Origin of the sequence: Lewinella sp. W8 (assembly GCF_004375085.3) — a bacterium.
Taxonomy (GTDB): domain Bacteria; phylum Bacteroidota; class Bacteroidia; order Chitinophagales; family Saprospiraceae; genus Neolewinella.
Genome location: NZ_SNAQ03000020.1, coordinates 35,517 through 48,393 on the forward strand (window position 1 = coordinate 35,517; position 12,877 = coordinate 48,393).

Annotated in this window: 10 protein-coding genes; all 10 read left to right on the forward strand. The window is 53.1% G+C overall.

Translation table 11 applies throughout. The features are described 5' to 3' along the window. Positions 1-61 precede the first annotated feature (61 nt). The gene (gene rfbA / locus E1J53_RS19470; protein ID WP_134274072.1) at positions 62-922 is read left to right on the forward strand and encodes a glucose-1-phosphate thymidylyltransferase RfbA; all 861 of its coding nucleotides are present in this window, start codon (positions 62-64) and stop codon (positions 920-922) included. A gap of 25 nt (positions 923-947) precedes the next feature. After that, positions 948-2,711: an ABC transporter ATP-binding protein gene (locus E1J53_RS19475; protein ID WP_134274070.1), complete on the forward strand. Its 1,764-nt coding sequence runs from the start codon at positions 948-950 to the stop codon at positions 2,709-2,711. A 7-nt stretch (positions 2,712-2,718) separates the two neighbouring features. Then, on the forward strand, positions 2,719-3,669 hold the full coding sequence (locus tag E1J53_RS19480; RefSeq protein WP_134274068.1) for a UDP-glucuronic acid decarboxylase family protein: 951 nt from the start codon (positions 2,719-2,721) through the stop codon (positions 3,667-3,669). A gap of 55 nt (positions 3,670-3,724) precedes the next feature. Beyond that, complete coding sequence (locus E1J53_RS19485; protein WP_173021569.1) at positions 3,725-5,065, forward strand: nucleotide sugar dehydrogenase; 1,341 nt, start codon at positions 3,725-3,727, stop codon at positions 5,063-5,065. Positions 5,066-5,237: 172 nt separating this feature from the next. Further along, positions 5,238-7,904 carry an SLBB domain-containing protein gene (locus tag E1J53_RS19490; RefSeq protein ID WP_134274066.1) on the forward strand — a complete coding sequence of 889 codons (2,667 nt, stop codon included), beginning with the start codon at positions 5,238-5,240 and terminating at the stop codon, positions 7,902-7,904. 1 nt (position 7,905) lies between these two features. Continuing rightward, positions 7,906-8,994 (forward strand): hypothetical protein, encoded by a 1,089-nt coding sequence (locus tag E1J53_RS19495; protein WP_134274064.1) that lies wholly within the window; start codon positions 7,906-7,908, stop codon positions 8,992-8,994. A 7-nt stretch (positions 8,995-9,001) separates the two neighbouring features. Beyond that, on the forward strand, positions 9,002-9,973 hold the full coding sequence (locus tag E1J53_RS19500; protein ID WP_134274062.1) for a glycosyltransferase family 2 protein: 972 nt from the start codon (positions 9,002-9,004) through the stop codon (positions 9,971-9,973). 25 nt (positions 9,974-9,998) lie between these two features. Continuing rightward, positions 9,999-10,673 carry an FkbM family methyltransferase gene (locus E1J53_RS19505; RefSeq protein WP_173021570.1) on the forward strand — a complete coding sequence of 225 codons (675 nt, stop codon included), beginning with the start codon at positions 9,999-10,001 and terminating at the stop codon, positions 10,671-10,673. Continuing rightward, a complete protein-coding gene (locus E1J53_RS19510) occupies positions 10,642-11,811 on the forward strand; it encodes a glycosyltransferase family 4 protein (protein ID WP_134274058.1) in 1,170 nt (389 codons plus the stop codon). Before E1J53_RS19505 ends, E1J53_RS19510 begins: the two co-directional genes overlap by 32 nt. 120 nt (positions 11,812-11,931) lie before the next feature. Further along, positions 11,932-12,816 (forward strand): class I SAM-dependent methyltransferase, encoded by an 885-nt coding sequence (locus tag E1J53_RS19515; RefSeq protein ID WP_134274056.1) that lies wholly within the window; start codon positions 11,932-11,934, stop codon positions 12,814-12,816. Positions 12,817-12,877 lie beyond the last annotated feature (61 nt).

The window sequence follows — 12,877 nt, forward strand, 5'->3', positions numbered from 1 at the left end:
TGAAGAATACTTTGCATCCTGCGCTCCGTCGCCCTGAGGTGCTCACGAGAATCCAAGAACGATGAAAGGAATTATCCTCGCCGGAGGAAGTGGCACGCGGCTGTATCCGATCACCAAGGGGGTCTGTAAACAACTGATGCCGGTCTACGACAAGCCGATGATCTATTATCCGCTGTCGATCTTGTTGCTGGCGGGCATCCGGGAGGTATTGATCATCACCACCCCGGAAGACCAGCAGGCTTTCCGGAACCTACTGGGTGACGGGCAGGAACTCGGTTGCCGTTTTGAATATGCCGTGCAGGAAGTACCCAATGGCCTGGCGCAGGCTTTCGTCATCGGCGAAAAATTCGTTGATGGAGGCCCGGCGGCCCTCATCCTGGGTGACAATATTTTCTACGGAGCGGGATTATCCCAGCTCCTGCAGGAAAGCGCCCGCCTGAAGCGTGGAGCACGGGTCTTTGCCTATCAGGTACACGATCCCGAGCGCTACGGGGTGGTCGAATTTGACGAACACAAACGGGCGGTTTCCATCGAGGAAAAGCCCAAAGCGCCGAGGTCCCGCTACGCCGTGCCGGGACTGTATTTCTACGATGAACGCGTGACGGAAATCGCCAAAAATATCCAGCCCAGCACCCGGGGCGAGTACGAGATTACCGACGTAAACCGGGTTTACCTGGAGATGGGAGAGCTCGAAGTTGGCGTGATGCAGCGGGGAACGGCCTGGCTGGACACCGGAACCTTTGAGAGCCTGCACGATGCCGCCGAGTTCGTGCGGGTGATTGAAAAGCGGCAGGACTTTAAAGTCGGCTGCATCGAAGAAGTAGCCTGGCGGATGGGCTACATTGATGACGAGCAATTGCGCAAAATCGCCGAACCCCTGAAGAAGAGTGGATACGGGCAGTATCTCGAAGGATTGATTTAGGTTCGGAGAGAAGGAAGCATTAGCAGTGATTAAATACTTCAAATTCTTTTACGGCTATCTGGGCAACGCGGTTTTCGTGGTGCTCCTGGCCAGTCTGTTCGTGGCCCTGCTGGACGGCGTGGGGCTGACGATGTTTCTGCCCCTGCTACAGTCGGTGGACAGCGGTGAAGGAGGGCAGGATTTGGGGAATCTGGTGATCATTATTGAATGGTTGCAGTCGGCCGGTCTGACGCTGTCCATCACGAATGTACTGGCCCTGATTTTTGTGTTCTTCACGCTGAAGGGAATCGCCCGATTCATTGCCGATCGTTACCGGGTGGTCCTGCAGCAGCGCTTCGCCAACCGGATGCGGCTTACCAACATGCGGTTGCTGGCCGGATACGATTACCAGGCCTTTACCGGAGCGGATTCTGGCCGGATCCAGAATACCCTCAGTGGGGAGGTGCTACGGGTAATGAAATCCTTCCGGAATTACTTTTTAGCGCTGCAGCACGGTATCATGCTGGTCGTTTACGTCGCGCTGGCCTTCATCGCCAACCCTCGCTTTGCGGTCATGGTAGCCCTGGGGGGATTGCTCTCCAACTTCATTTTCAGCCGGATTTACCGGGTGACCAAAAAGGCATCCGCTCAGATTACCCGGGATACGCACAGTTTTCAGGGTTTTCTCATCCAGAGCGTAAGCAGTTTTAAGTACCTCAAGGCCACCAACCTGATCAGCACCTACAAGGAGAAGGTTGATCAATCGGTACGGGACATTGAAAGCCAGAATAAACGGGTGGGCACGATGAATGCCCTAACCACGGCCATTCGGGAACCACTGGTCATGCTGATCATCGTGGTGGTTATTCTGGTGCAGGTGAACGTGTTTGGCGGCGGCATCGGGGCCGTGGTGCTGAGCCTACTCCTGCTCTACCGGGGCCTGAACTCCCTGAATGGTCTGCAGAGTAGCTACAACCTTTTCCTGGAGGGCATCGGGGCAATCGATAACATGGATGCCTTCACCCAGGAATTGAAGGCCCAACAGGAGCGTAGTGGGCGGGTCGCTTATCCGGGCCTGTCGGAGGACATCAGGGTGCAAAATTTAAGTTACGACTACGGAAAACCCCTACTGCAGCATCTTTCCTTCACGCTGAAGAAGAACGAAACGCTGGGAATTGTGGGGGAAAGCGGAACGGGGAAAACGACCCTGGTCAATATCCTTTGTGGCTTGCTTAAAGTCCCGGAGGACACCGTACTGGTGGACGGAGAGGACCTGAACCAGTATGACGTCGTCACCTACCGGGATCAGATTGGCTACGTCACACAAGAAGCCCACGTGTTCAGCGACACGGTATTCAATAACGTGACCTTTTGGGAGGCCAATACGCCCGAAAATCGTGACCGCGTGCAACGGGCCCTGACGCTGGCGCACGCCTGGTCCTTCGTGGAGGAAATGACCGACGGCATGGACACCGTCATTGGTATCAACGGGGTGACCCTCAGCGGCGGGCAGCGGCAACGCATCAGCATTGCCCGGGAACTCTACCGTAACGTGGAATTATTGATTCTGGACGAAGCGACTTCCGCACTGGATTCTCAGAGCGAGCAACTCATTCAGGAAAATATCGAGAGCCTGTCGGGGAAGTACACCATGCTGATCATCGCCCACCGGCTGTCGACCATCCGCAAGGCGGATAAAGTCCTGCACCTCCTCGGTGATGGTGCCTACGAAATTGGAACCTTTGACGAACTGCGGGAGCGATCTCCGGAGTTTCGGACCATGGTGGATTTACAGTCCATTGAACGATAAATTGTAAATGAAGAACGTACTCATTACCGGTGCCGCCGGTTTTCTCGGCTCCCATCTCTCGGATCGTTTCATCGCGGAAGGCTACCGGGTGATCGGGATGGACAACCTCATTACCGGCTCGATGGACAACATCGCCCACCTGATGCCGCGTAAGGAATTTGTCTTTCACCACCACGACGTGAGTAATTACGTACACGTGGCCGGCCCCCTGGATTACATCCTGCACTTTGCTTCGCCGGCCAGTCCGATCGACTACCTGAAAATGCCCATCCAGACGCTGAAGGTGGGTAGTCTGGGAACGCACAACCTCCTGGGCCTGGCCAAGGCAAAGGGGGCCCGGATGTTGATCGCCTCCACCAGTGAGGTTTACGGCGATCCGCTGGTGCACCCCCAGACGGAGGATTACTGGGGGAACGTCAACCCCGTCGGTCCGCGGGGAGTCTACGACGAAGCCAAACGGTTTCAGGAGGCGATGACCATGGCCTACCACACCTACCACGGACTGGAAACCCGGATCGTTCGCATCTTCAATACCTACGGCCCCCGGATGCGGATCAACGACGGCCGGGTATTGCCGGCCTTCATCAGTCAGGCCATCCGTGGGGAGGGCCTGACGGTCTTCGGCGACGGTAGCCAGACCCGGTCTTTCTGCTACGTGGACGATCTGGTGGAGGGGATTTATCGCCTGCTGATGAGTGATTATGCGCAGCCGGTCAACATTGGAAACACCGACGAAATCAGCATCATCGATTTCGCGAAGGAGGTACTGGAACTGGTCGGTAACCCCGACGCCCACCTTGACCAGCGACCGCTGCCGAAGGATGATCCCAAGGTGCGTCGGCCCGACATCAGTCTGGCCAGAAAAGTACTCGACTGGGAGCCGAAGATCAGCCGGGCGGAAGGCCTGAAACGGACCCTGCCGTACTTCCTCGAGGCCGTCCGGAAAAACGCCGGGTAACGACTCCGAGCACAAGATTTCCTACTTTTGCAGTCTATCCCAAGAACAGTTTAATATGAAATCCCTAAACGGTAGTAGCCACCGGATTGCTCCCGAGACCCTGTTGGGGGAACTGCGGGCCAAAGAGCGCGCCATTTCGGTCATTGGCCTCGGATACGTTGGCCTGCCATTGGCGCTGGAGCTGGCCAAAAAATTCCGGGTGATTGGTTTTGACATCAGCGAGCCCCGGGTGGAGATGATGAAGCGGGGGGAGGACCCCAGCGAGGAACTTGCCCCCGAGAACTTTGCCGCTCGGGATATTCACTTCACCTGCGACCCCGCCGAACTCCAAAATGCTTCCTTTCACATCGTGGCGGTCCCTACGCCGGTAGACGCCAGCCGCACGCCCAATCTGACGCCGCTGCTGAGCGCCACGGCTTCCGTTGGTCGGGCCCTGTCTCCCGGTGACGTTGCCGTCTTTGAATCGACGGTCTATCCGGGCTGTACGGAAGAAGATTGTGTGCCCATCCTGGAACGCGAAAGTGGCCTGACGTTCGGACAGGACTTCTCGGTGGGCTACTCGCCGGAACGGATCAACCCGGGCGATAAGGAGCATACGATCGACAAAATTCTGAAGATTGTTAGCGGAAGCGACGAAGAGACCTTAGAGGTCGTTGCCGGCGTTTACGGCGATATCATCACCGCCGGCATTTACCGGGCTAAGTCCATCAAGGTGGCCGAAGCGGCCAAGGTGATCGAAAACAGCCAGCGGGACGTCAACATCAGTTTTGTCAACGAGCTCAGCATCATCTTCAGCAAAATGGGCATCGACACCCAGGACGTGCTGGAGGCCGCGGGAACCAAGTGGAACTTCCTGCCCTTTCGCCCCGGATTGGTCGGCGGGCACTGCATCAGCGTGGACCCCTACTACCTGCTGCACAAAAGTGTGAAGATTGGCTACGACCCAATCGTCATCGCCAGTGGACGCAGAATCAACGATAAAATGCCGGCCTTCATCGCCAAGGAGTTGATCCAAAGCTTACTGCAGGCCGATAAAAATCCACGGGACTGTAAGGTGCTGACGATGGGGGTGACCTTTAAGGAAAACGTCGCCGATATCCGGAATTCCAAGGTGATTGACGTCGTGCGGGAACTGATGGATTTTGGAGTAAACGTCCACCTGTACGACCCCCACGCCAACCCGAATCAGGTGGCGCGGGAATACGGACTGACTATGGCGGAATCCGTCGGTAAAGATTATGATGCGATTATCGTGGCGGTTGCCCACGATGACTTGCGGGCCCTTTCGCTGGAATACTTCCGGGGAATTTCCCGGGATAAGCTCATTTTATTCGATCTTAAGGCAATCTACGATCGCAAGGAAGCGGAAGAAGATGAAGTGATCTGGCGCCTGTAGCGCTCTTCGGAGGCGTCTGCGCGCAGCGCAGCTCCTCCGAGGTGTCGTGGGTCAGCATCATGAAACAATATGCTTAGGATCAACAAAGTCTATCCCCACCGACACCTCGGAGCAGCAACCTCCCGGCTAGGCCGGTCGGAGACGGCTACGAGGAGCGGTAAAAAATTATGATTTGAAGCAAACATTCACCAAAATTCTACTGGCCCTGTGCCTGTTGCTAGCGGTACTACCGCTATCGGGCCAGACTACCCCCACCGAGGTGCAGCGCGAGCAGCTGGAGCAGGAGCTGGAACGGCGTGGCGTAGACCCGGAGGAAGCCAGGGCACGACTCCTGGCCCGGGGGATCGACGTTGATCAGCTGTCGGCCGAAGAGTTGGCGGCGCGACAGCCCGAAATCGAGGCGGTGATCGCGGAACTGGAAGCGGAGAATGCCGCGGAAGCGGAAACGACTCCTTCAACGGACCCCACTCCCGTACCTGCTGACCCTCCTCCGGTGGAGGAAGAAACACTGGGCACGCAGAACCTCCCGGAAAGTACCCTTTACGGACATCAGCTCTTTCGGAATAAAAGTCTGCAGGCCTACCGGGCGACGGACAACGTACGCCCTCCGGACAGCTACCCCCTCCAGGCCGGCGATGAGCTGGCCGTGACCATTTTTGGTGCCAGTCAGGGCGATTTCATTTTGCGCCTGGACGAGGATGGGTTTGTCACCCTGCCGGCCAATAACCTGAAGATTCAGCTGGGGGAAACTTCCCTGGGGGAGGCCCGCAACATCCTGCGGGCGCGGCTTCGGCAATTCTATGCTTTCCGCGAGGGGCAACTCAGCATCCGGATCCGGGGAGCCCGGGCCATCAACGTCAACATTTTTGGCGAAGTGGAAACAAGCGGTAGTTTCACCCTGTCCTCGGTCAACACCGCCTTCAACGCCCTGGTGGCGGCCGGCGGCCCAACGGATGCGGGGAGCGTACGCGAGATTCAACTCATTGACGGAGACGACCGGACCACAATCGACCTGTACGAGTTCCTGGCCAGCCCGGTACAAAAAACCGAGTTGTTCCTGTCGGATAATTCCATGATCTACGTGCCGCTGGCCGAACGCATCGTCACCGTGAGCGGTGGGGTGGTGCGCCCCCTGCGCTATGAGGTGCTGGCCGGGGAAGGCCTGGCAAAAGTACTCGATTTTGCCGGTGGGGTCTTGCCGCGGGCGGAGACCCGGCAGATTCGCGTTACCCGCTACGTGGCCGGACGCTTGAAGGTGATCAACGTGGACCTCGAGCGGGAGCCCGATTTTGCCCTGCAGCACGAAGACGTGGTGGACGTGCCCTTCGTGGAGAACCCCATCGACGACTTCGTGACGATCGAAGGGGCGGTTTTACTGCCGGGGAACTACGCCTTCGCCGATTCCATGCGGCTTTCCGACCTGGTGACCCTGGGGCGCCTGCGCCCGGGAGCGCGGCGGGACGCGGCCTTTTTGTTCCGCTCCAATGATGATGGCACGGAGCGTCTTCTGCGGGTAACCTTAGACGAGAATTCGGAAGAAGATTTAGGGCGACGGCGCGCAGGTGCAGCGAATAATCCCGAGTTGCAACGAGGTGACCGGTTGGTCGTTCTGGCGAAGGAACGCTTCCTCGATGCGGCTACCTTCACCGTGGAGGGGGCCGTGCGGGACACCGCCGTAACCCTGCCCTTTCCCCAGAGTGGTTCCCTGACCCTGGCCGAAGCCATTCTGCTGGCCGGAGGCACTACCCAGAATGCGGCCGCAGAAGCGATGCTCGTGCGCACTCCCCCGGACAACCGGGAGCGGCGCCTTTACCAAAGAGTAGCCCTGGAGGAGGCGGAATCTACGGCCCTCAATCCCTTTGACCGGGTCATCATCTATAACCAGGAAAGGTTTAGCGACCCCACGGAGGTGAGCGTCGCCGGCGCGGTGCGCCGGCCCGGGACCTTCGTCTACGACGAAAGCCTCTCTCTGCGGGACTTGCTCTACCTGGCCGGCGGACTCAAACCCGAAGCCGCCCGGGACCGGATCGAAATCTTCCGCCTGGTCGTCAACAGCGGGGGACAGACCAGGACCCTGGTGGAAACCCTCTCCGTCGACGAGAATGAGGAAGTACCCAGTGATTTCCGCCTGCAACCCAACGACGAGGTGGTGGTGAGAAGCTACGCGGACTACGAGCCCATTGAGGGCGTGTTCGTCAGTGGGGAAGTCCGCTACCCCGGTCCCTACGCACTCCTGAAGGACAACGAGCGCCTGAGCGAATTACTGCTGCGGGCCGGAGGACTGACCAACGAGGCCTTCGCCGCCGGAGCAACGCTCTACCGGGGGGACGAGGGAATCGGCTACGTGGTGCTCGACCTGGATCGTGTGCAACGGGATGCCAGCGATCCCGCCAATATGGTGCTACGGGCCGGAGACACCCTCTTCGTTCCGAAACGACAGGATCTCGTTACCATCTACACCCAGGGAACCCTGGCGGACCGTTTCGGACGGGATTCCACCACCGTTGACGGATCCATTCAGGTGGCCTTCCAGGGAGACCGGCCCGCCGACTGGTACATTGAACAGTACGCGGGAGGCTTCGATCCCAAGGCCGCGAAGCGGGGATGGACCACCGTCGAGTACGCCAACGGACAGGTTAAGGAAACAAATACCTTCCTGTTGACCAGAAAATATCCCCGCGTACGGCCGGGGGCCGCCATCCGCGTGGGCATCAAGCCCCCCAAACCGCCCCGGGATCCCGACAACCGTACCAACTGGGGCGAAATTGCCCAGGCTACCCTGGCCGGCGTCACCAGCCTGGTGACGATTCTGGTGCTGGCGGACCGATTGAACAACTAGTATGGAACCGCAGTCGCCACAGTACCCCTACGCCGACAATGAACTTACCCTGCGGGACGTCCTGCTGGGCATCATCAGCTACGCCAAATTGTTGTGGCGGCGCAAGTGGTGGATCCTCGGAGCCGGACTGCTCGGAGCCGCCATCTTCGGTTATTTGGCTACCCGGCAGCCCGTTACTTACCAGGGTAGCCTGACCTTCATGCTCAACGAGGAAGAGGGCGGTGGCGGCGGTTTGGCCTCCATTTTGGGGCAGGTCGGTCTGGGTGGCGGCGCCAGCTCGGAGTACAATCTGGAAAAGATCGTAGAGTTGAGTAAGTCCCAACTCATCATGCAGAGGGTACTGCTGGATACCATCAGCGTCGGGGGCACCGAAGACCGGCTGGCGCATCACCTGATGACCGTATACGACCTGCGCGCGCAGTGGCGGGAAAACGGGCGGGAGGACTGGGCCACCGTCCACTTCGCGCACGACAGCCTGGACGGATGGACCCGCACCGAGCGGAAGATTATTCAGGTCCTGCACAAAAAGCTGGTGGGGGGCGGCAGTGAAGCGGGTTTGCTCAACACCACCATCGATCCCAATACCAATATCCTCCGGATGCGGGGAGAAAGCCTCCACGAAGAATTTACCCAGCAAATCGTGGAGAAAGCCTATCAGCACCTGAGCGAATTTTACGTCGAAAAGGTAACGGCCGGCCCCCGCAGTACCTACCGGAAATTAAAGACCAGAACGGATTCCATCCAGGGAGCTTTACAAGCTAACGAAATTGCGCTGGCTTCCAGCCGGGATGCTTCCCTGGGCCTGATCCAGGCCCGTGACCGGGTAAAAATTGACCGCCTACAGCGAAAAAATCAGCTCCTGAACGTCATGTACGGGGAGGCAGTGAAAAACCTGGCCACCGCAGAATTTACGCTCTCCACCATGACCCCCTTTTTTGCGGTGGTGGACCGGCCGTTTTTGCCGTTGGGGAAAATTAATCCTTCTTGGTTTAATGCTGCTCTAAGGGCCGGTGTGATAGCCATATTTATAATCATGGGGGGGCTTGTTTGCTGGAGGATTATTCAAAAAACACTGGAGCAACCTAGGTAAGGGTTAAGTGAGCCAAGAAGATAGGACTGAGCCTTTAGTCTCGATAATTATCCCAACGTTTAATCGGGGAGAGTTACTTAAAGAGGCGATCAATTCCATTGCCGAACAGTCAAATTACTGGCATTGGGAGATTTTGGTAATGGACGATTGTTCTACGGATACTACTGCAGAAATCGTTGAGCAAATAAAGTTGCAAGAGCCTAGAGTACAATTTTTTAGGTCATCAGCCGGAATAAGAAAGGGGGCGAACTACTGTCGAAATAGGGGGGTGTCATTGGCACGTGGAGAATACGTAGTTTTTCTAGACTCCGATGATCTGTTTGTCAAGGACAAGCTTCGGCGGCAAATAGAATTACTGTCTGCCAATGAAAACCTTAATTGTTGTGTCTCTTTTGCTGAATTATTTTCAACGGATAATTCCGAAATTGTAGATAATGTCTGGGTCAATAAACCTCAGTCTTCTGACACCGCATTAGAAATTATTCGCAAAAATATTAGATGGCCTATTTCTGGTCCGATGTGGCGAAAGTCATTTTTGGGATTCGATCCGTTTGATGAAAGAATACAAGCTGGTCAGGATTTCGAATTTCACGTTAGGATGGCGTTGAAGATGCAAAAAGAGGAAATGGTTGTGCTAGACGCTGCCACCGTGCTGGTTCGAATTTCTAACACAAGTATCAGTCGAAACCGTAAATTGGATCGGTTTCTAGAATACATAAAGGGAAGGTGCCACTTAGTCGCAGAAGTCCCAATGAGTGTTGTCTACAAGAGAGAACTATTGAAGTCAGTAGAGAGTAGCTATATCAAATTGAAATTGGCTGGTTACCAATCAGTTGAACTTCAAAAATACGAAGATTATTATCGAGAAGTTAATGGAGGGAGGTTGTATAAAATGAAGGTGTTTCTTCGACTAAATCAAATAAGAAAAAAAATAAAAAATGCTCTTAAAAAGAATCATCAGAAAGATTCGAAACTATAATAAGCGAGAAAAACCCAGTCATGGGGTGGATTTTTTTCAGGATGTAGCTTGCTGGGGGCCTGAGTATTCTTTTGACGTCATTTTTGACGTCGGAGCAAATATTGGAAACTTTACTGCATACGCAAGAGAGCAATTCCCATTGGCTACCATTGTCTCCTTCGAGCCAATTCCCCCAACCTTTTCTCACCTACAGAAAAGGTTATCCAGCAATGAGCATCAGGTGTTAGAAAATCTTGCGGTCGGAGCCTCCAATTGCACAGTGGAAGTAGATTACTATGTTGATATGAAGCTGGCAGATAGGAATAGCCTGACGGGGGATGTACTCCTGCTTGAGGATGCTGAAAAAGCTCGGGCAACGGTTGAGGTCATAACTCTGGACTCATATTGTGCGGATCACAACGTCGATTCCATTGACTTTCTGAAAATTGATACGGAAGGCTTCGACTTAAAGGTCCTGCAGGGAGCTGATGGAATGTTGAAGCGTGGGAGTATTAAATTCTTGGAAGTGGAGGTAAGCATGAATCCCGAGAACGATTTTCATATTCCTTTTGGAACCATCATAGAGTATTTAAAACCCTATGGTTACAGACTTTTTGGGATATACGAGCAGCAGCCAGAGAAAAGAGTAACGGTTCCTATTTTAAGGCGTTCTAATATGGTTTTCATGATTGCGAGAAACTTTAAAAGAAGAAAGCAGTAAGTTGACCATCGCTTATCTTGCAAGAACAACCATCCCTTCCCGAGCGGCAAATAGTTTGCACATTATGAATATGTGTTCGGCGTTAGGGGATTGGGGGCATTCGGTAGAGTTGATCATTCCTACGAATAAGCGAATCAGAAAAGAAGAAGAAAGTGACGTCTCAGATGTATTTACGTTTTACGGTCTTCGGAAGAACTTCAAAATCAAGAAAGTATCGTTGCTTCCTTTCCCTGGAGGGCTGCTGTTGTATTTGGCTATGATAGTTGGTTGGCTAAAATTTAAAAGGCCAGAATTAGTTTATACAAGAGATAGTCATTTAGCTGGGCTTTGTTGTTTACTGGGAGTAGATGTGGTCTATGAATCGCATTATTTTAAAGTTCAGCGAAAACTTCCTTATTCGTTTCTCCAGAGTGTTTTAATTCGGTCGAAAAGGTGTGTCAAGGTAATTGCCATCACCAAAGCACTAGCCGATCAACTGGTAATTGCCGGTTATGATCAGCGTAAAATTGGAGTGTTTCCAGACGCAGCTAAGGCTCCATCAGCAGAGTCCAAAAAAATAAATCTATCCGGAAAATTCGTTGCTGGGTATCTAGGTCATCTATACCCAGGGAAAGGAATGGAAATAATATTCCCATTGGCTAAAAGATTACCAAGTGTATCTTTCCATGTTGTAGGAGGTAAGCAAGAGGATATAGACACTTGGAAAGTAAAAGGACTGCCTCAAAACTTAGTACTACATGGCTTCGTTGAGCCCGGTAAAGTCTCTGAATACCTCTATGATTTTGACTGTTGTTTATTACCCAATCAAAAGAAAGTAAAAACCTCCGGTGGAGGGATTATGGACATCGGAGCCGTTACCAGCCCATTGAAGATGTTTGACTACATGGCACATGGCAAACCCGTCATTTCCTCTGATCTGCCGGTCCTGAAGGAGGTTTTAACGGATGAAGTCGCGCTGTTCTGTGACCCCGAAAATGTTGATTCGTGGATCGAGGCCCTTCAACGGATCAAGGGAGATGGTGATTTAAGGATCGCAATGGGAATAGCCGCTAAAAAGCTATTTGAAGAAAAATATTCATGGAAAGAAAGAGCGCGCCGCATCCTTGAATTTATCCACAAAGACGTCAGTGCGGCTTAAAATGACCCTTGCCCATTATTAATTAGGTAAGGTTAGGATGAAAGTCATTAGCACATTAAAGAAGATTCTACTCTATGATCGCTTTAGTAGAGGAGTAGTTGTTTTAATCACCAGAACCCAATGAAGACCTTTATGAATCTTGCTCAATATGTTCACCCCATCACCAAAAAGCCAATAGTATTTTATGATAATTGGTTGCGAAACGGAGAAGGGGAAAAGTGTGCATTTTGGGATACCGAATACCGGCGCCTAGACTGGATCAAAGCACTTTCGTTCCCCGGGCTAGACGATCGTGTACTGAAGGAGATTTCAAAATATGATGATTGGGCGAGCGGTTCGTCAAACTCGAAATTCAACAAAGTTAACTTGGAAAGTTTTTCTATTGTTGAACAACCCATCTACAAAAATTCTGAGACGCTACGGAAAAGTGGACTTAATCTCCAGAAAACGGTAAAGGGTAAAAAAATCCTTGATATCGGTGGATCCTGCATCGATACCTGGCGATTCCTTGCCGCTGGAGCCAGTAGTGTCGAGCAAATTGAAGTTTCGGCGAACTCCCAAAAGCTTGGCTTCAACCGGATTCAAGGAAAGCTTGGAGAATCAGAAAGAATTACTTTTCACACCTGTCCCGCAGAATTTCTGCCGTTCAGGGACGAAAGCTTTGATCTAGTATTTTCTCGTTCTTCTATTCATCACACGATGAGATCACAATCTATCCCAGAAATTCACCGCGTCTTAAGGAAGAATGGGATGTTTTTATTTTTTGAGCCCACCCAGACTAGATTTTTCAATGCTTTGATGCATACCACCCGAAAAATCAGGCACGTTGATCGCGGAACGGATGATCCCCTGACGATTAAAGACTTTAGATTGCTCAAAAAGTTATTTCGTGATGTATCTATCTATCCTGAGTCAACGACTAGGCAAAGTTGGCAGGTAGCTATAAGCTGGGTCGGCTTATCAAAAAAACGGGCACCACAACCAATTCTTTTCGGATATAAGTAACGCTCTAGAGAAGCTCTTCTTCATTTGTTCTAGCGTTAATGATTATGCGAATGCTTATCCT

Bases quoted from the DNA above. Each gene is read 5' to 3' on its own strand.
- rfbA (WP_134274072.1), top strand. From the start codon at position 62: ATGAAAGGAATTATCCTCGCCGGAGGAAGTGGCACGCGGCTGTATCCG.
- E1J53_RS19480 (WP_134274068.1), top strand. From the start codon at position 2,719: ATGAAGAACGTACTCATTACCGGTGCCGCCGGTTTTCTCGGCTCCCAT.
- E1J53_RS19485 (WP_173021569.1), top strand. From the start codon at position 3,725: ATGAAATCCCTAAACGGTAGTAGCCACCGGATTGCTCCCGAGACCCTG.
- E1J53_RS19495 (WP_134274064.1), top strand. From the start codon at position 7,906: ATGGAACCGCAGTCGCCACAGTACCCCTACGCCGACAATGAACTTACC.
- E1J53_RS19515 (WP_134274056.1), top strand. From the start codon at position 11,932: ATGAAGACCTTTATGAATCTTGCTCAATATGTTCACCCCATCACCAAA.